The organism is Bradyrhizobium sp. 195, assembly GCF_023101665.1.
In the GTDB taxonomy this organism is placed as follows: Bacteria; Pseudomonadota; Alphaproteobacteria; order Rhizobiales; family Xanthobacteraceae; genus Bradyrhizobium.
Genome location: NZ_CP082161.1, coordinates 4,405,799 through 4,423,005 on the forward strand (window position 1 = coordinate 4,405,799; position 17,207 = coordinate 4,423,005).

Genomic DNA, 17,207 nt, shown 5'->3' on the forward strand with positions numbered 1-17,207 from the left:
ACTCATGACCGTCGAAAAGCAGCGTGAAGTGATCAGGCTCTGGAACGAGCTCAGGAAGCTCGAGGGGCCGGCCGCGGAAGAGCTCCGCATCCAGATCCTGGAATGCTTCTCGCAGCAGGGCAAAACGAAGCGCGCGGCCTGATCGCGGCTTACGCAGCGAGGGGCGGGGACGACACGACCCACCTGAAGCTTGCTTCGGCAGTTTCCCGGATCGCCCGCAAACATTCGCCGCTGATGTCTTGGGAACGAACATGTGCCATCAGCGTTCGGCCTGCATGACATGCCCGCGATGCGCCAAGCCGATGATTGCGATCTGCGCCAAGAGCTTTCGATGCGAACCTTGCCGCGAGATCGTCATCGTGTTCGCGGTCGTCTCGAAATTCCTGTCGCCGAAGATCGTGCCGACGACCGCTGAAGACGTTGCGTCGCGCGCCTTCATCCATCGTTAGGAATCACTCCGCGCCGATTTTTCCGACTCCGATTCGTTCTTCGAGAACGAAATGGAGTCGGATGCAGAACGTGTTGCACCTGCCGGCGGCAATGCGGCCGCGCGTGTCAGAACGATACAGCGTGAGGCGACGCACAGTCCCCCATGTCTCTTCCGTCATGAGTGGGGCGGCGATGGAGAGCGACATGGATGCCTGCTGGTTTCTCGCCGAGATCGCCAAAGTGTTCTGGTGCGATCGGCACCCGCGTTTGCGCAAAGGCAAGCCCTCGGTGCCGCAGGTGCCGCCGGGATCGACGTCTCCTGATGCGTCGTCTCCTGATAAGTCCTGATCGGATCGCCGCGCGCGTCATCCGCACGTTTGTTAAGAACTGCTCCGCGCCGATTTCTTCGATTCCGATTCGTTCCTTGAGAACGAAACGGTGTCGAAGCTGGAACAAAGCCGGTCGGCAAGCCGCGGGCCCATCGCATCCTTGGGCCTTGCGCGATACGGAAAGCAGCTCGCCCGTGACTGGACGCGTTCCGCAAACTCCTAACGATCATTTTGCGCGAAAGCGATAACCCTATTCGGTTAGGTTAAAAGCCCAATCGCGTTGCGCTTGCCGCTGCTTGGGATAGGTGTCTGGCAAAGAGAAGCAAGAAACGACTTTGCCAAGAGCAATTTTATCATGACGCCCTTTTCAGAGCCGTCCTTTTACCAAGGCGACCGGCACACCTACCGGCGTGTCGCCATCGTCGGCACGCTGTTCTGTCTCGCTTTCGTGGTGGTCAGCTTCTCGCTGCGGCCGCAGGTCGATGACACGCGCGTTGCGGTCAAGGCCGACCGGCTGGTGCGCACGGCGGGCCAAGCGGCGCACGCCCACTAATGCGGCGCACGCCAATTAATGCGGGGCACGCCAGCTAGAGCGGCGCACGTCGATTAGCGCTCGTCGCTGTAGACGCGATCGTCGGCTGGCGCCTGCGGGCCCGCGGTGCCGCGCGAGGCAAGCGCCACGAAGCCGGCATAGCCGGACAGGTTGAGCAAGACTTCGAGCCACGCGGGCATGTCGGCCTCTCCGCTCTGCGTGAGAAAGGACTCAACGTCCGCGCGCAATCCTGGTTCCCTGCTCCTCGCGAAGAAACTAGACCGGAGAGGAGGGGTCGAGCCGGCGCCCGAGGGTGGCAACGGATTCGCTCGACGGCTGCTCTTTCAGGAACTCGGCGATGGCCCGCGCCAGCTCGCGGTCACTCATCGGCGTCGGCGGCGAGCGCAGCGCGCCGACCCCGAAGCTGCGGACGATCTCGTCGTAGTGCTGATCGTCGGATCTGGGAACCATCTTGCGGATACGGGCCAGCAAAGCAGATAAGGGCAAACCTTCCTCCATCGTTCGCCCCGCTGGCAGCAATCGTCTTGTGCTGCCATCTGCTCTCCGTGAAACTGAAAACCCCGCCAGCATCGCGGAGATGCTGACGGGGCTTCGTGCTGTTGCCTCTACCCGGATGGCGGAGGCTCCCGCACTTGAAGCGACAATGCGCGACCTGCGATTTCGTTCCGGACTCCATCGACTTTATTTTGCGGCGACCGGTTCCGCATCCTGCGCGCAACCATCGCAGGCGCTTCTCGTTATCTCCGCAAGACGCGAAGGAGGAGAGCATGAAGAAGACACTCGCAGTTCTGGCCACCGTCGCAGCCGTCGGCGTGAGCGCGGTTGCAGCCCCGGCGCCTGCCGAGGCGCGCGGGCGCGGCGGTATCGGCCCGGGCCTCGCATTCGGCCTCGCCGCCGGCGCGATCACCGCGGGCGCGGTCGCAGCGTCGCACCCATACGGCTATTACGGTCCCCGCTACGGCTATTATGACAGCCCCAGCTACTATTACGGGTCTGGCCCCTACGCCTATTACGGCGGCGGACCCTACTACCGGCACCATCACCATTGGCGCCATTGGTAAGTGGCAAGCGAAAAGCCCGGAGCCATGCTCCGGGCTTTTTTCATGCGCATCGATCAGACGTATCTTACGGCCAAAGCGAGGGCCGTTCGACCTTGCGGGCGTTCTCTAGCGTCGACACGAAATACTCCTCGCGCTCACGCTTGAATTTTTCCTGCGTGGCACGGAAGGCGGCAACACGGGCGGCGATCTCGTCGCGCTCACGGGCTTTGCGTTCTTCGTCTTCGGTCATAGCCATCCCCTCGGTTTTTACTACTGAGCTCAAGCACTGCCGCCGCATCGTGTTGAGTCGCATTCACACACCCATTGATCCTCCTGAATGGGGCGTCAATGGGGACGAGGCATTGCAGGATTGTGATATGCGAAGGCCGGAAAAAATTGCCGAGCGCATCGCGTTAGCGCTTGATAAGAGCGTCAACAATCTTGCCGCTTGCGCATGTTGCTGCCAGGGCAAAAACGAATCGGGAGGCCGCGATTGATTGCATCGGATCTTCAGAGCGGCGTTGAACGGCTCGGCGACATGATCGCCGAGGCCAGGACCATCGTGCCCTTCACCGGCGCCGGCATCTCGACTGAGTGCGGCATTCCCGACTTCCGTTCGCCCGGCGGAATTTGGACGCGCAACCGTCCGATCCCGTTCGACGAATTCGTCGCGAACCAGGAGGCGCGAGACGAATCCTGGCGTCGCCGTTTTGCGATGGAGGAGGTCTTTGTGGCGGCGAAGCCCGGCCGCGGCCATCGCGCGCTGGCCTCGCTCTACCGCGCGGGCAAGGTTCCCGCCGTCATCACCCAGAACATCGACAATCTGCACCAGGCCTCCGGCTTCGCCGGCGAGCACGTGGTTGAACTTCACGGCAACACTACTTATGCGCGTTGCATCGGATGCGGACAGGCCTATCCGCTCGACTGGGTGAAGCGCCGCTTCGACGACGACGGCGCCGCGCCCAACTGCACCGCCTGCTACGAGCCGGTGAAGACCGCCACGATCTCCTTCGGCCAGATGATGCCGGACGAGGAAATGCAGCGCGCGACCGCGTTGTCGCGCGCCTGCGACCTCTTCATCGCGATCGGTTCCTCGCTCGTGGTGTGGCCGGCGGCGGGCTTTCCGATGATGGCGAAGAACGCCGGCGCACGTCTGGTGATCATCAATCGCGAGCCGACCGAACAGGACGACATCGCCGATCTCGTCATCCACCACGACATCGGCGAAACGCTCGGGCCCTTTGCCGGCAATTGAGGCATCAGTTTGATTCGCGGCGGTGCAAGCTGTTCATAGGTTCCGGCGAATCTCTTTTTTGTCTATGCCTCGCAACCGGGAGTGTTATCTTTTGAGTCGAAAGATTCGCGTCGCGTCCAGTTGAGAAGGTTCTCGAAAGACGCGTGATTCGACACCGCTGCTGAGGCGGGTCGCATGACAGTGTGGGGTCCGGGGTTATGGGGTCGTCGGACGGATTTGAGTCCAAGAAGCTCGGAGTTCCCGGGCAGGGAGTATCGTCCGGGCGGATCGCGCCGGGCGAACACGGCAGCGCCGGTCGCGACAGCGCGCTCAGTCCCTTCAGCGGGTTGGGTGAGGCCAGCGCCAATCTCGTCGAAGTCCATGGCGTCATCAAATGGTTCGACGCCTCCAAAGGCTACGGCTTCATCGTTCCCGACAACGGCTGGCCGGACGTGCTCCTGCACGTTACCGTGCTTAGGCGCGACGGCTTCCAGACCGCCTATGAGGGCGCCCGCATCGTCGTCGAGTGCATTCAGCGCGCGAAGGGTTACCAGGCGTTCCGCGTGGTCTCGATGGACGAGTCGACCGCGATCCATCCGGCGCAGATGCTTCCGCCGCGCACCCATGTCACGGTCACCGCGACCAGCGGACTGGAACGGGCCCAGGTCAAATGGTTCAACCGGCTGCGCGGCTTCGGCTTCCTGACGTGCGGCGAGGGTACGCCCGACATCTTTGTGCACATGGAGACGCTGCGCCGCTTCGGCATGACCGAGCTCAGGCCCGGCCAGTATGTCCTGGTCCGCTTCGGGCCCGGCTCCAAGGGCATGATGGCGGCCGAGATCCATCCCGAGACCGGATCGCCGGGATTGCAGTCGCACTAACGGCGACTAGGGCGCTATTACGAGTCCCGCAATCGTGAGCAGGGGCGCGCCGGCAGGCCGGCGCGCCTCTGGCTTTTCAGGCGATCGCCGCGTAAGGACTGGTTCCCGTCCCACGCCTCGAGTGTCCCCCATGAATCTTGATCGGAACGCTGTCTGGTCCGCTCTGAAGGGCTGGCTTGCCGCCATCCTCGTCATCGCCGGCTGTGCAGTCGCCAGCGTGCCCGCGGGCGCCGCCAGCTTCCAGCCGCTGGAGATCGTCACCAAGAACGGCGTGCAGGTGTTCTCGGTGGAAATGGCGACGACCGAGGAGGAGAAGCAGACCGGCCTGATGTACCGCAAGGAATTGGCCGACGGCAAAGGCATGCTGTTCGACTTCAATCCCGAGCAGGAAATCTCGATGTGGATGAAGAACACCTATGTCTCGCTCGACATGATCTTCATCGGCGCCAACGGCCGCATCCTGCGCATCGCCGAGAACACCGAGCCGATGTCGACGAAAATCATCTCGTCCCGGGGACCCGCCCGGGCCGTGCTGGAGGTGGTGGCGGGAACGGCGCAGAAATACGGCATCCGCCCCGGCGACCGCGTCGGCCACCCGCTGTTCGGCAGCAAATAGGGCAGGCAGGCGAGGGCGTTGCCAGCCTTGCTGGCGCGAGTTTGTAAGCTTGCTGGCGCCTTTGGAAGCGTGTATCGACGGGGCTCGCCGGACATTCGGGGTATAGCGCAGCCTGGTAGCGCGGCAGTTTTGGGTACTGCAGGTCGTTGGTTCGAATCCAGCTGCCCCGACCAGTCCCGACCTCCCTCCGGGGGATTCTCGAGCCAGATGCCCGCCAGCTTGAGCTTCTAGCTTCCCGCCGCTGCGTTCAGAATAAGAGCCAATTGACCAGGCGCCAGGCGAACCAGGCGAGGGCGCCGATCCAGGCCAGCATCGCTATCCCCGCAAGGCCGAGCCCACAGAATGCGAGCAGAGAGCTTCCGGGCTCCGGCGTCTCGGCGAGTTTCTCAGGCGTATCGACGTGGCACGCTTGCCCTGCCGCCTGCTGTTCATTGGTTTCGGCTCGTTCGCGAAAATTCACCGGCCACGCTCCAGCTCACATGGACATGAGGGCAGGCGGGCGCGCGCGGATCGCGGACACCTCGGATGCCCTGATAGACGGGAAAAAGCTGCAACGCGGCGCGCAGTGATTGGTTGCTGTCCGGCGAAGGGCGCGAGAATAGAATTCTGCCCGCATCGGCATGACCGAGCGTCCAGACCTCGACGAGCGCGCAACGCACGCTCCAAGTCCGATGCCCAGGCTGCGTCAAGCGCAAGCGCCGGCCCCTGATCCGATCGCGGCGCGCCTCGGACCGGGGCAGAATTGCCGACGCCGCATCGAACCTTTGGCTGTCGCCATAGACATATGTGTGTTGGGGATTTCAGCGCCCAATGTCTAAACGGACGCCGCCAAGCGATGATATTCCGCTTGCGCGGCGTTGCGCTTTTCGGACGCCATTTTCGTCAGATCCGGCCGATCAACCCGAGGCGTGCCAGCCTGGCGGAAACGGGACGAAGGGCCAGATCATCTGGTTGTCGTTGGCGGCTTGCGGCGGCTCTTGCGCCGGCGACTTTGCGACCGCTGCCATTCGCAGCGCCAGGCGCAGACGTGCATAGTGCAAATTCATTTTGGTCGTCCCGACGAATCGTCTCGAAATTCAATTACAAAATCTGACGTCCGCTCAATCAAATTGCCACGCGCCCGGCGCGACCATCTCAAATCACGAAACACTCTAAAAAAATCGACGCTCTCTTTCAACCGATTCCGGTCCGAAGCCACGAGAGGTAAGGTTGACCGGTTAGGTTAAGGACAAGCGGTTGTTGCGGCCGCTTTGGCGATCGTTATCAAATCGGTATTGGCCTGCGATGGGCTGCCTGCAATTCGAGCTCACACAAGGTCACGGTTCGTCGCAGCGCGCGTATCCTGTGAGTTCTGCGCCATGTCTTTCGATCGCAACTTCAAAACCGCCGATCCGCAATCGAGCTGGAGCGAGATCTGGCACCTCTGGACCGTGATCGTGCCCCGCCGCTCGATCAACGGGCAGCTCGTGGTCGGCAAGGTCTGGCGGCGTCATGACGGCCGCGATTGGATCTACAGGAAATTCACCGAGTTCGACGGCGAGGAGGCGGCCTGACGCGCGATGGGCCTGGAATGAGCCAACATCGCGCTTCAGCGTAGAACGGCAGCGTTGCCGGCTCAGGCCGCCTTCGCCGCGGTTGCTGCCGGCTTGGGCGGCGGCGGCTTCAGCGGCTTGTCCTGCTTCTTCGACCACGAGATGTAATAGGCCACCGTCGTCATGATCGCGATGCCGGCGACGCTGACGAAGATCTGCGCGAGCAGCGAGCCCGAGCTCATCGAGAGCTCGAAATGCCCGACGAACGACAGGAACACGCCGACGCAGAACACGGCGAGCGACTGCTGGCCGCAGACGATCAAGGGATCGAACACCTTCCATTCGAGCCCCGGCCATTCCTTCGGCACGAAGCGGATCACGAGGATCACGATCACGACGAAGTGGATGAAGCGATAGGGCGCGAGGTTGGTCTTGTCGTTCGGGTTGAAGGCCGAGAACAGCCACTCCGGGAACATGCCGCCGAAAGCGGGGAAGCGGCCGGCCATGGTCATGACCAGCGCGAACAGGAGATAGCCGAGGCAGAGGTAGAGCGTGACCGGCGCGTTGATCAGCGTCATCGAGCGGCGCGCGCCGCCCATCGCGCACCAGGCGCCGAACACGAACAGCACCTGCCAGCAATAGGGGTTGAAGTACCACTGGCCGGCCGGATAGGCGTTCAGATTCCAGCCGAAGTGACGCGCGACCAGCCATAGCACGATCGACAGCACCATCGTGAGGTCGGGCTTGCGCAGCATGAACCACAGTACCGGCGGGAACAGCCCCATCAGCACGATGTAGAGCGGCAGCACGTCGAGATTGAGCGGCTTGAAGCGGAGGAACAGGCCCTGGCGAAGCGTCTCGGTGGCGTTGTCGACGAGGCCGGCGACGTTGAACTCGTTGATCATCTCGGAATCGCCGAAGCGCAGCGCCAGATAGCTGATCGAGGCGATATAGATCACGAACAGGATGATATGGGCGACATAGAGCTGCCAGACGCGCTTGGTGAGCCTGGTGGCGCCCACGAGGAAGCCGCGGTCCAGCATCATCCGCGCATAGACGAAGGAGGCGGTGTAGCCGGAGATGAAGACGAACAGGTCCGCGGCGTCGGAAAAGCCGTAATTGCGCGTCGTGATCCAGTTCACGACGTTGTCGGGAATGTGGTCGAGGAAGATCGCCCAATTCGCGACCCCGCGAAACAGGTCGAGCCTGAGGTCACGGCCTTTGTCAGGGAGCGTGGCATTGATGTTCAGGAAGGACATGCGACGGGAGCTCTCGGAGGGGACGGTTACACTGATGTCGGCGAGGCAGCGCGGCTGGGCGGGACCCCAGCGCGGAAGGCGGGTACGCAATTGTCACGGTGCAGCATAATGACTATACCGTTGGCGAGGAGGCCGGGGCCCCGGAATCACCGATCAGTTCCCAATCGGTGTCTCTATACTATCCCTGAGGTTTCCACCAACTGCTACCGTGACGCATCGAAATCGAACGATAAAGACGAAGAGGCCGGACCGCCAATGACCGCACGGATTTTCAAACCTGCCAAGAACGCGATGCAATCCGGACGCTCCAAGACCAGGGAATGGCAGCTCGACTACGAGCCGGAGCAGCCGCGCTCGGTCGAGCCGCTGATGGGCTGGACTTCGTCAGGTGACATGAAGCAGCAGATCACGCTGCGCTTCCACTCCAAGGAGGAGGCGATCGCCTATTGCGAGCGCAAGGGCATCGCCTACCAGGTGATCGAGCCGCAGGATTCGATCCGCCGCCCGGTCGCCTATGCCGATAATTTCTCGTTCCGCCGCGGCGAGCCCTGGACGCATTGAGGGGGACAGGCGGCTAGGCCACCTGCCGAGGACTTGGTGAACCGTCACGCCCGGGCCCGGCCATGACGATGGAGCCGCTGCTCGCGTAAGCCCTTGGCACCCATTCCGCCCCATGCTTCGCTGCCCCGCGTGACACGACCAAAACGAGGTGGGGTATGGCGGGGCGGGACCAGCTCGACAGCGTCGATCTGAAGATATTATCCGAGCTGCAGCAGGACGGACGGGTGCGCAACAACGAACTGGCGCTGCGGGTCGGCGTGTCCGCGCCCAACTGCCTGCGTCGGCTGAAATCGCTGTTCAGCCGCGGCGTGATCCGGGCGGTGCGCGCGGTCATCGACGAGCGGCGGCTCGGCTATGAGGTGGTGTCGTTCGTCTCGATCCAGCTCGGCAGCCAGGCCCAGCCGGTGCTGGAGGCGTTCGAGAGCTCGATCGCCGCGATCCCGCGCATCCAGCAGTGCTGGCGGATTTCAGGCGACACCGACTATCTCCTCAAATGCGTGGCGCCGAGCGTCGAGAGCATGCACCGGCAGCTGCTGCATTTCGCGGCAATGCCTGATGTGAAGAACGTTCGCAGTTTCCCTGTGTTGGGGGTTGCCAAGGATATCCCGCTGCCGTTGCAGGACGTCGCGGCAGCCGCGTCGGCGGGTTAGGGGACACACGCTCCCGGCGTGCCGGCTCATAAAAGTAGTAGACCGTCATAAAAGCTTAGTAACTCACATAACTGTGACATGTGATTTGCGAAGTCCTGCAATGCGCTGGACCGTGATTGCCGGGATCAGTGCGCCGCCTAGATGCAAGGTGTGGACCCTCAGCCTGCGTCGCATGCCGAGGACTCTTTTGTGGGACCCTGAAGCAGGAAAAGACAAGATGACCTCGACCTCGAAGACGTTCGTCGCATCCGCTGCGACGCTGTTCGCCTCCGCGTTTCTCATGATGACCGCGCCGGCCGCGCAGGCGGAAGAATACTGCATCACCAACGGCGCCCAGGCCGCTCATCGTTGCGGCTATCCGACGATGGAAACCTGCCGCGCTGCGGCCGGTGGTATCGGCGGCGTGTGTTCGCAGAGCGGCGCGAAGAGCACCAACGATTCTCTCGCTTATCAGCCGAAGCACTCGCAGTCGCGCCCCAAGCTTCGACCCGGCGCGCAGACCAACTCCAACTGACGCCCGAATTCGAAACCGGTTTTGAGGGTTTGCGGCCTCCGAGGTTTTTATCTCGGGGGCCGTAAATTCATGAGAGGCGCGCGAGATCGCGTGCACGTCTCAGCGCAAGCCTCAGCCCCTGGCACGGCCGAAGGGTAAGTACGTCGGCCGCAAAATTAGATGCGGCCGTGTGAACTCCTTCACAGAGCAGCAATCTGCACGGGTCCATGCTTCCCAGAGATCGCCCGAATTGTAGATGGGCCGGATTGTACCCAGGGGAAGCGCGTCATGGCTCCCAACCCGATTTTCATCAGTCACCGGTCTGAATACGGCCGGACAGCCCGTGCGATGAAGAAGGTCATTGAAACCGCTTCGCATGGACAAATCGATGTCTTCATTTCGGAGGACATCCCGCGCGGCAATGAATGGCGGTCTTCTATCGAGCATCATCTTCGCACAGCGCAAAGCCTGTTTCTGCTCTACGGCGCGCCCTATGAGGACTGGTCCTGGTGCTTTTATGAAGCCGGATATTTTGCCGCCGCAAAACCGGCAGCCACCGACCGCCGGATCTTCTGCCTGATCCGCCCGAACGTGAACCCGCCGGGTCCGCTCAGCCACTTGCAGATGCTGACGAGCAAGGATCAACTCATCAGGGAGTTGATCGGCATTTTCGAGAGGAACGCCATCGACGTCGATGCCAACGAGTTGCGCGGGCTGGTCGGCAAGCTGGATAGCGGTCTGTTCGGCGAGATTCGCGAATTCGACGGCTATCCGCGCGTGCATTTCGTGGCGACCGACGCCGAACTCGCCCATGGGCAGATTCCACCTGCAGCCCAGTTCACCGGCGACGACAATGTGCTCGGCGATCTCTTCACCATCCAGGCGCAGTCCGTGCCCTGGTGCAAGGTCCAGAAGCTGGCAAATACGGAAACTGGAAGGCAGAACTTCGTCTACAAATGGCTCGAGGAAACCGCGCAGATACTGCTTGCGGCGCGCGAGAACGAGTTCATTGCGCCGCAGGCCGTGCTGATCGGGCGCGGCGGCCGGCGCTACCGGACCTTGCTGCACCGAGCTCGTGTCCAGGGTGATGGCGATTATCGCTGCGAATTCCTGGCGATCGAGGAGGTCGGCGGGCCGCTGACCGGATTGTCGAGCAAGCTGCTCTCGCTATTGACCGCCATCCGCATGGGATACCGGTTCAGGTCCGAGATCATCCAGAAATTCTCCGCCGACGCGCTATCGTCCGACGAGCGCGAGCGCCGGATCCAGCAGATCCCACGCGTGATCGAGGATCTGACGGTTGAATCGCGGACACGCGGCAATATCAGTACGGAAGACTTTCTGGCGGCATTCGACGACGTCGAAAGCGAGAAGATGTCGCGTCTGCTGGACGATTGGCCGATCCTGGAACGCGAGATGTACAAATCGCTGGGGCTGTCGACCGATGGAAAAACCGTCATTCGGCCCGGCCTTGTCGGTTCGGATGTCCAACGTTATCGCACGATCATCAAGGCCATGCGGCTGCTCAACATCGAATTCCTGTCGCGAAGCTGCGCGCGCGTCGCACAGATGATGAAGCTATCCGAGCAGCAATTGACCGACAACGCCAAGGCGCTCGAAGACGCCATCAAGGCGCTGACCGGTTCGGACGTCGAGACGGTGGCGTGAGGCCTGCGCGCCTCACCGATAGCGGCCGCGAAATTCGCGCGGGCTTGCGCCGGTCCAGCTGCGGAAAGCGCGCGAAAAGCTCTTCTCGTTGCGGAATCCGGCGATCTCGGCGATGCGTTTGATCGGGGTGCGGCCACGCATCAGCTCCTGTTTTGCCAGTTCGAACTTTGCCTCTTCCTTGAGATCGCGCAGCGAGGTTGCTTCCTCGCGCAGCCGCCGATGCATGGTGCGGGTGGAGAGCGCAAGCTCGCTCGCGACGTCCTCGGCCCCGAGGCTACGTCCGCGCGCATTGCGGAGCACGCGGCGGACACGCTCGACCAGCAGCCGGTCGCGCCGATAGGGCAGCACGGTCAGCCTGAGCGCGCCCTTGAGCATGTTGTCGAGATCGGCTGCGCTGCGCGTGAGCGGCAGCGACAGATAATGCTTGTCGAAGACGATGCGGGCACAGTCCGCATCAAAGCGGATGTTCCGGCAAAAGATGGTCGGATAGACCGAGACATGGCTGGGCTCGGAGTACGGGAATTCTGCCGCGCGCAGCGCAATCGCGGAATCCACCGCCCAACAGGAGAAGCCGAGCACGTAGCGGAGCAGGGTGACGAGGCAGAATTCGCGCAACGGCCCGAGATCGCGCAGCGCCCCGATGGACACCACAGCGGTCTCTTCGCCAACCGCGAGATTGAGCAGCACGTCCTCGGTGAGCAGGCGGTGATGCCGGCACCAGCGCTTGAGCGCGATCTCGAGCGTCGGCGCCGTGATCGAGGCGCGGCACAGCATGCCGTAGGTGCCGAAGGGCAGGCGCCGTGAGAACCAGCCCAGCGCCTCGTCGTCGAGCTCACGCATGGCGTGGCCTGCCAAAGCCTCGAACTGGGCGGCCGTGACCCGCCCATCCGGAGAATTGACAAGGTCTGGCGCTACCTGACCCCGGCTGAGCGCCTCGGCCGGATCTCGGCCGTATCTTGCGTAGGCGGCAACCACGCCGCGGACAAAGGCGGCGGGGGTGACGGCGCGGCGCGGAACCGCGGTTGCGGCTTGAAAAGGCATCGGAACTCCCAAGGAAAATCCTCGCCAAGTTTGGCGGAAAATGCAACCTTTTAGACCGCAAGCGGCCCTCGATACCGCTAGGTTCGGAGGCCAAAATACGGAGGAATCGCCTTGAACATCCCGAGCATCGATTTCGATCTGGGCGAAGACGTCGGCATGCTGCGCGACACGCTTCGCGCCTTCGTGGAGGCGGAGATCACCCCGCGCGCGGCCGACATCGAGAAGGCTAATCTGTTCCCGGCCGACCTTTGGAAGCGCTTTGGCGACCTCGGCCTGCTCGGCATGACCGCGCCGGAGCAATATGGCGGCTCGAGCATGGGCTATCTCGCCCATATCGTCGCCATGGAGGAGATTTCGCGCGGCTCGGCCGCGGTCGGGCTGTCCTATGGCGCCCATTCCAACCTCTGCGTCAACCAGATCCGTCGCAACGGCAACGACGCGCAACGCCAACGCTATTTGCCGAAGCTGATTTCCGGCGAATATGTCGGCGCGCTCGCGATGTCCGAGCCCGGCGCGGGTTCTGACGTCGTCTCGATGAAACTGCGCGCCGACAAGCGCGGCGACCGCTACGTGCTCAACGGCTCGAAGATGTGGATCACCAATGGCGGCGACGCCGACGTGCTGGTCGTCTACGCCAAGACCGATCCGGAGGCAGGCCCGCGCGGCATGACGGCTTTCCTCGTCGAGAAGGGCTTCAAGGGGTTTACCCACGGCCAGCATCTCGACAAGCTCGGCATGCGCGGCTCCAACACCTATCCCTTGTTCTTCGACGAATGCGAGGTGCCGGAGGAGAACGTGATGGGCAAGGTCGGCGAGGGCGTCAAGGTGCTGATGTCCGGCCTCGACTATGAGCGCGCGGTGCTCTCTGGCGGCCCGCTCGGCATCATGGCGGCCTGCATGGACGCGGTGGTGCCCTACATGCACGAGCGCAAGCAGTTCGGTCAGCCGATCGGCGAATTTCAGCTGATGCAAGGCAAGCTCGCCGACATGTATTCGACCTGGCAGGCGACGCGCGCCTATGTCTATGCGGTCGGCCGCGCTTGCGACCGCGCCGACCATGCGCGCAGCTTGCGCAAGGATGCGGCTGCTGCGATCCTTTATTCCGCGGAGAAGGCAACGTGGATGGCCGGCGAGGCGATCCAGGCGCTCGGCGGCGTCGGCTACACCAGTGAATTCCCTGTGGGGCGTCTCTGGCGCGACGCAAAACTCTACGAGATCGGGGCCGGCACCTCGGAGGTCCGCCGCATGCTGATCGGCCGCGAGCTGATGGCCGAGACGGCTTAAAACTTTCACCTCATTGGAATCATCATGCCGCTCCATTCCAGCATCGATCCGTCTTCATCAGACTTTGCGCGCAATTCCGAGGCCATGCGCGCCCTCGTCGCGGACTTGCGCGAAAAGCTCAGTCAGGTCGCCGGTGGCGGCGGCGAGGTCTCGCGCAGCCGCCACACCGCGCGCGGCAAGATGCTGGCACGGCAACGCGTCGACCTGCTGGTCGATCCCGGCACCTCGTTCCTGGAGCTGTCGCCGCTCGCGGCCTATGGCCTCTATGGCGGCGACGTGCATTCGGCGAGCGTCGTCACCGGGGTGGGGCGCATCGCGGGCCGCGAATGTGTGATCGTTGCCAATGACGCCACCATCAAGGGCGGCACCTATTATCCGATGACGGTGAAGAAGCATCTGCGCGCGCAGGACGTCGCGCGGCAGAACAATCTGCCCTGTGTCTACATGGTCGATTCCGGCGGCGCCTTCCTGCCGCTGCAGGACGAGATCTTTCCGGACGAGCGCCATTTCGGCCGCATCTTCTACAACCAGGCGCAGATGTCCTCCCATGGCATTCCGCAGATCGCGATCGTGATGGGTTCCTGCACCGCCGGCGGCGCCTATGTGCCCGCGATGTCGGACGAGAGCATCATCGTGCGTAACCAGGGCACCATCTTCCTCGGCGGCCCGCCGCTGGTGAAGGCCGCGACCGGCGAGGTGGTGAGCGCGGAGGAGCTCGGCGGCGCCGACGTGCATTCAAGGCAGTCGGGCGTGACCGACCATTACGCCCAGAACGATGCCCATGCGATCGGCATTGCGCGGCGCATCGTCGGCACGCTGAAGCCCTCGGCGCGGCCGAACCTCAACATGCATCCTCCGCGTGATCCGCTGTTCGCCGCGGAAGAGATCTACGGCGTGGTGCCCGTCGACGGTCGCAAGCCGTTCGACGTGCGCGATATTATCGCGCGTGTGGTGGATGGCTCGGAGTTCGACGAGTTCAAAAAACTCTACGGCACGACGCTGGTGTGCGGGTTTGCCCATATCTGGGGCTACCCGGTCGGCATCATCGCCAACAACGGCATCCTGTTCAGCGAGAGCTCGCTGAAGGGCGCGCACTTCATCGAGCTGTGCTGCCAGCGCGGCATCCCCCTGGTGTTCCTGCAGAACATCACCGGCTTCATGGTCGGCAAGAAATACGAGGCCGGCGGCATCGCGCGCGACGGCGCCAAGCTGGTGACGGCGGTCGCGACCGCCTCGGTGCCGAAATTCACCGTCGTGATCGGCGGCTCCTATGGCGCCGGCAATTACGGCATGTGCGGCCGCGCCTACTCGCCGCGCTTCCTCTGGATGTGGCCGAACGCACGCATCTCGGTGATGGGCGGCGAGCAGGCCTCGATGGTGCTGAGCCAAGTTCGGCGCGACAATATCGAGGCCAAGGGCGACAGCTGGTCGAAGCAAGAGGAAGATAAATTCCGCGAACCCATCCGTGCGCAATATGAAAGCCAGGGGCATCCCTATTACGCGACCGCCCGGCTGTGGGACGACGGCGTGATCGATCCCGCCGACACGCGGCTGGTGCTCGGCCTTGGGCTCTCGGCGGCGTCGAATGCGCCGATCGAACCGACGAAATTCGGCCTGTTCAGGATGTGATGCGATGGACCGCTCAAAGCTCTACCGGCGTTTTCGCACGCTCCTGATCGCCAACCGCGGCGAGATCGCCTGCCGCGTCATCCGCACCGCCCGCGCCATGGGCCTGCGCACGGTCGCGGTCTATTCCGAGGCCGACCGCGACGCGATGCATGTCGCGCTCGCGGATGAGGCCGTGCTGCTCGGGCCCGCGCGCGCCCGCGACAGCTATCTCAATGTCGAGCGGCTGATCGAGGCTGCGCGCAAGACCGGCGCGGAAGCCGTGCACCCCGGCTACGGCTTCCTGTCGGAGAATGCGGAGTTCGCGCACGCCTGCCTTGAGGCCGGCCTCGTCTTCGTCGGCCCGACCGCCGGGATGATGACGGCGATGGGCTCGAAGTCCGGCTCCAAGGCGCTGATGGAGGAGGCCGGCGTGCCGCTGGTGCCCGGCTATCACGGCGACGCGCAGAACGATGCAACGCTGGCGAAGGCCGCCGAGAAGGTCGGTTTCCCGATCCTGGTGAAGGCGTCCGCGGGCGGCGGCGGCCGCGGTATGCGGATCGTGCGCTCGGCGGACGAACTTGGGCCCGCGATCGTCAGCGCCAAGCGGGAAGCAAAAGCCGCGTTCGGCGATGACCGTATGCTGATCGAAAAATATGTCGACAATCCCCGCCACATCGAAGTGCAGATCATCGGCGACAGCCACGGCAATCTGCTCTCGCTGTTCGAGCGCGAATGCACGTTGCAGCGCCGGCACCAGAAAGTGATCGAGGAGGCGCCGTCGCCGACGCTCAATCCTGCCCAGCGCGAGGCGGTCTGCGCTGCCGCGCGAAAGGCTGCGGGCGCAGTGAATTATGTCGGCGCCGGCACGATCGAATTCGTCTCGGACGGCAAGGACGTGTTCTTCATCGAGATGAACACCCGTCTCCAGGTCGAGCATCCCGTGACCGAGTTGATCACCGGAATCGACCTCGTCGAATGGCAGTTGCGCGTCGCCTTCGGCGAGGCGCTGCCGTTGAAGCAGGACGAGATCAAGCTCAACGGCCACGCCGTCGAGGCGCGCGTCTACGCGGAAAACCCAACCAAGAACTTCATGCCGTCGGTCGGCAGGATCTCGACCTGGCGGTTGCCGGAGGAGACTGGTGGCTTGCGTATCGATGCCGGCTATCGCGAAGGTGATAGCGTATCGCCCTATTACGACGCGATGCTCGCAAAGATGATCGCCTGGGCGCCGACGCGGGATGTCGCGATCGAGCGGCTCAATCGCGGGCTGGAAGAGTCCGACGTTCGCGGCATCGTCACCAACATCCCCTTCCTGTCGGCGCTGATGACGCATCCAAAAGTGCGGACCAATGCGATCGACACCGGCTTCATCGAGCGCGAGCTGGCGGTTCTGACACAGGCCGCGCCGGCGCCCGGAGAGCTCGAGCTGTGCGCGGCAGTGGCAGCGATCGTCAACGATGAGCGGCAAGTCGCGCAAGGGGAGGCGAATTCACCCTGGCAGACGTTTGGCTGGCAGCCGGTCGGCCGCCGCCAGCGCAGCTTTGCCTTCCGCGTCGGCCACGGAGCCGAGCAGAAGATCGCGCTGAACTACGGCAGCGGGCCGTCGACGCTGGTGATCGGCGACCGCGAGCTGGCGTTTGCGATTGCGCCGAAGGACGGCGGCTTCGATCTGACGCTGGACGGCGTCAAATCGCAGGTCGCAGCCGTGATCGACGGCCATGAGCTCTACTTGCGCACGCGCAACGGGCGCTTCGATCTGCATTTGGTCGATCCGTTCGGCGGCGAGACCGAGGAGCATGCCGGAGAGGACAAGATCGCTGCGCCGCTGCCGGGAACGGTCGTCGCGGTATTGGCCGAGGAGGGCGCGACGCTCGAGAAGGGCGCGCCGATCCTGACGCTCGAAGTGATGAAGATGGAGCAGACGCTGCGCGCGCCCTATGCCGGCGTGCTGAAATCCATCAAGTGCAAGGTCGGCGACATCGTGCAGGAGGGCGTCGAGCTCGCCGTGGTCGAGCCTGCGGGAGAGTGA

At 63.3% G+C, this 17,207-nt stretch carries 23 protein-coding genes and 1 tRNA gene; 17 read left to right on the plus strand and 7 right to left on the minus strand.

Translation table 11 applies throughout. The annotated features are described in order from the left end of the window. The first annotated feature begins 4 nt into the window (after window positions 1-4). The 4 genes from IVB26_RS20330 (at window position 5) to IVB26_RS20345 (ending at window position 1,311) form a co-directional block, all read left to right on the plus strand. The gene (locus IVB26_RS20330; protein WP_246922747.1) at window positions 5-142 is read left to right on the plus strand and encodes a hypothetical protein; all 138 of its coding nucleotides are present in this window, start codon (window positions 5-7) and stop codon (window positions 140-142) included. A 109-nt stretch (window positions 143-251) separates the two neighbouring features. Continuing rightward, window positions 252-449: a hypothetical protein gene (locus IVB26_RS20335; protein ID WP_247967123.1), complete on the plus strand. Its 198-nt coding sequence runs from the start codon at window positions 252-254 to the stop codon at window positions 447-449. A 61-nt stretch (window positions 450-510) separates the two neighbouring features. Next, on the plus strand, window positions 511-777 hold the full coding sequence (locus IVB26_RS20340) for a hypothetical protein (RefSeq protein WP_247967124.1): 267 nt from the start codon (window positions 511-513) through the stop codon (window positions 775-777). A 336-nt stretch (window positions 778-1,113) separates the two neighbouring features. Continuing rightward, complete coding sequence (locus tag IVB26_RS20345) at window positions 1,114-1,311, plus strand: hypothetical protein (protein ID WP_247967125.1); 198 nt, start codon at window positions 1,114-1,116, stop codon at window positions 1,309-1,311. A gap of 53 nt (window positions 1,312-1,364) precedes the next feature. On the opposite strand, the gene IVB26_RS43010 is transcribed toward IVB26_RS20345, so the two are convergent. Both IVB26_RS43010 and IVB26_RS20350 read right to left on the minus strand, forming a co-directional pair. After that, window positions 1,365-1,490, minus strand: coding sequence for a hypothetical protein (locus IVB26_RS43010; RefSeq protein ID WP_256468843.1), 126 nt, complete (start codon window positions 1,488-1,490; stop codon window positions 1,365-1,367). Between the two features lie 76 nt (window positions 1,491-1,566). Continuing rightward, the gene (locus tag IVB26_RS20350; protein ID WP_247967126.1) at window positions 1,567-1,809 is read right to left on the minus strand and encodes a hypothetical protein; all 243 of its coding nucleotides are present in this window, start codon (window positions 1,807-1,809) and stop codon (window positions 1,567-1,569) included. 269 nt (window positions 1,810-2,078) lie between these two features. On the opposite strand from IVB26_RS20350, the gene IVB26_RS20355 reads away from it, so the two are divergent. Next, window positions 2,079-2,372 (plus strand): hypothetical protein, encoded by a 294-nt coding sequence (locus IVB26_RS20355; protein ID WP_247967127.1) that lies wholly within the window; start codon window positions 2,079-2,081, stop codon window positions 2,370-2,372. 64 nt (window positions 2,373-2,436) lie between these two features. Here the strand turns inward: IVB26_RS20355 and IVB26_RS20360 are convergent, their stop codons facing one another. Continuing rightward, the gene (locus IVB26_RS20360; RefSeq protein ID WP_162832225.1) at window positions 2,437-2,601 is read right to left on the minus strand and encodes a hypothetical protein; all 165 of its coding nucleotides are present in this window, start codon (window positions 2,599-2,601) and stop codon (window positions 2,437-2,439) included. A 243-nt stretch (window positions 2,602-2,844) separates the two neighbouring features. Here IVB26_RS20360 and IVB26_RS20365 point away from each other — a divergent pair, with 243 nt between their 5' ends. The 4 genes from IVB26_RS20365 to IVB26_RS20380 all read left to right on the plus strand — a co-directional run bounded on the left by IVB26_RS20365 (window position 2,845) and on the right by IVB26_RS20380 (window position 5,255). After that, the gene (locus tag IVB26_RS20365; protein WP_247967128.1) at window positions 2,845-3,606 is read left to right on the plus strand and encodes an SIR2 family NAD-dependent protein deacylase; all 762 of its coding nucleotides are present in this window, start codon (window positions 2,845-2,847) and stop codon (window positions 3,604-3,606) included. A gap of 197 nt (window positions 3,607-3,803) precedes the next feature. Next, window positions 3,804-4,466, plus strand: coding sequence for a cold-shock protein (locus tag IVB26_RS20370; protein WP_246922528.1), 663 nt, complete (start codon window positions 3,804-3,806; stop codon window positions 4,464-4,466). Between the two features lie 130 nt (window positions 4,467-4,596). Beyond that, window positions 4,597-5,082 (plus strand): DUF192 domain-containing protein, encoded by a 486-nt coding sequence (locus tag IVB26_RS20375; protein ID WP_247967129.1) that lies wholly within the window; start codon window positions 4,597-4,599, stop codon window positions 5,080-5,082. A 96-nt stretch (window positions 5,083-5,178) separates the two neighbouring features. After that, window positions 5,179-5,255, plus strand: a tRNA-Pro gene (locus IVB26_RS20380). A gap of 74 nt (window positions 5,256-5,329) precedes the next feature. Here IVB26_RS20380 and IVB26_RS20385 read toward each other — a convergent pair. Further along, a complete protein-coding gene (locus IVB26_RS20385; RefSeq protein ID WP_247967130.1) occupies window positions 5,330-5,542 on the minus strand; it encodes an RNA-binding protein in 213 nt (70 codons plus the stop codon). 436 nt (window positions 5,543-5,978) lie between these two features. Then, complete coding sequence (locus IVB26_RS20390; protein ID WP_247967131.1) at window positions 5,979-6,128, minus strand: hypothetical protein; 150 nt, start codon at window positions 6,126-6,128, stop codon at window positions 5,979-5,981. Between the two features lie 312 nt (window positions 6,129-6,440). On the opposite strand from IVB26_RS20390, the gene IVB26_RS20395 reads away from it, so the two are divergent. Beyond that, on the plus strand, window positions 6,441-6,635 hold the full coding sequence (locus tag IVB26_RS20395; RefSeq protein WP_246922536.1) for a hypothetical protein: 195 nt from the start codon (window positions 6,441-6,443) through the stop codon (window positions 6,633-6,635). Between the two features lie 62 nt (window positions 6,636-6,697). On the opposite strand, the gene IVB26_RS20400 is transcribed toward IVB26_RS20395, so the two are convergent. Next, on the minus strand, window positions 6,698-7,873 hold the full coding sequence (locus IVB26_RS20400; RefSeq protein ID WP_247967132.1) for an OpgC domain-containing protein: 1,176 nt from the start codon (window positions 7,871-7,873) through the stop codon (window positions 6,698-6,700). A 255-nt stretch (window positions 7,874-8,128) separates the two neighbouring features. Here IVB26_RS20400 and IVB26_RS20405 point away from each other — a divergent pair, with 255 nt between their 5' ends. From IVB26_RS20405 to IVB26_RS20420, 4 genes are all read left to right on the plus strand, one after another. Beyond that, the gene (locus tag IVB26_RS20405; RefSeq protein ID WP_212085072.1) at window positions 8,129-8,434 is read left to right on the plus strand and encodes an ETC complex I subunit; all 306 of its coding nucleotides are present in this window, start codon (window positions 8,129-8,131) and stop codon (window positions 8,432-8,434) included. 155 nt (window positions 8,435-8,589) lie between these two features. Then, window positions 8,590-9,084 carry an Lrp/AsnC family transcriptional regulator gene (locus tag IVB26_RS20410; RefSeq protein ID WP_247967133.1) on the plus strand — a complete coding sequence of 165 codons (495 nt, stop codon included), beginning with the start codon at window positions 8,590-8,592 and terminating at the stop codon, window positions 9,082-9,084. 100 nt (window positions 9,085-9,184) lie between these two features. Further along, on the plus strand, window positions 9,185-9,598 hold the full coding sequence (locus IVB26_RS20415) for a DUF3551 domain-containing protein (protein ID WP_247967134.1): 414 nt from the start codon (window positions 9,185-9,187) through the stop codon (window positions 9,596-9,598). Window positions 9,599-9,925: 327 nt separating this feature from the next. Then, the gene (locus IVB26_RS20420; RefSeq protein ID WP_247967135.1) at window positions 9,926-11,245 is read left to right on the plus strand and encodes a toll/interleukin-1 receptor domain-containing protein; all 1,320 of its coding nucleotides are present in this window, start codon (window positions 9,926-9,928) and stop codon (window positions 11,243-11,245) included. A 12-nt stretch (window positions 11,246-11,257) separates the two neighbouring features. On the opposite strand, the gene IVB26_RS20425 is transcribed toward IVB26_RS20420, so the two are convergent. Continuing rightward, window positions 11,258-12,286 carry an AraC family transcriptional regulator gene (locus tag IVB26_RS20425; protein ID WP_247967136.1) on the minus strand — a complete coding sequence of 343 codons (1,029 nt, stop codon included), beginning with the start codon at window positions 12,284-12,286 and terminating at the stop codon, window positions 11,258-11,260. Between the two features lie 156 nt (window positions 12,287-12,442). Here IVB26_RS20425 and IVB26_RS20430 point away from each other — a divergent pair, with 156 nt between their 5' ends. The 3 genes from IVB26_RS20430 to IVB26_RS20440 are packed head-to-tail and all read left to right on the plus strand — an operon-like array spanning window position 12,443 to window position 17,207. After that, the gene (locus tag IVB26_RS20430) at window positions 12,443-13,570 is read left to right on the plus strand and encodes an isovaleryl-CoA dehydrogenase (protein ID WP_276578735.1); all 1,128 of its coding nucleotides are present in this window, start codon (window positions 12,443-12,445) and stop codon (window positions 13,568-13,570) included. Window positions 13,571-13,594: 24 nt separating this feature from the next. Continuing rightward, window positions 13,595-15,199 carry a carboxyl transferase domain-containing protein gene (locus tag IVB26_RS20435; protein ID WP_247967138.1) on the plus strand — a complete coding sequence of 535 codons (1,605 nt, stop codon included), beginning with the start codon at window positions 13,595-13,597 and terminating at the stop codon, window positions 15,197-15,199. 4 nt (window positions 15,200-15,203) lie between these two features. Next, complete coding sequence (locus tag IVB26_RS20440; protein WP_247967139.1) at window positions 15,204-17,207, plus strand: acetyl/propionyl/methylcrotonyl-CoA carboxylase subunit alpha; 2,004 nt, start codon at window positions 15,204-15,206, stop codon at window positions 17,205-17,207.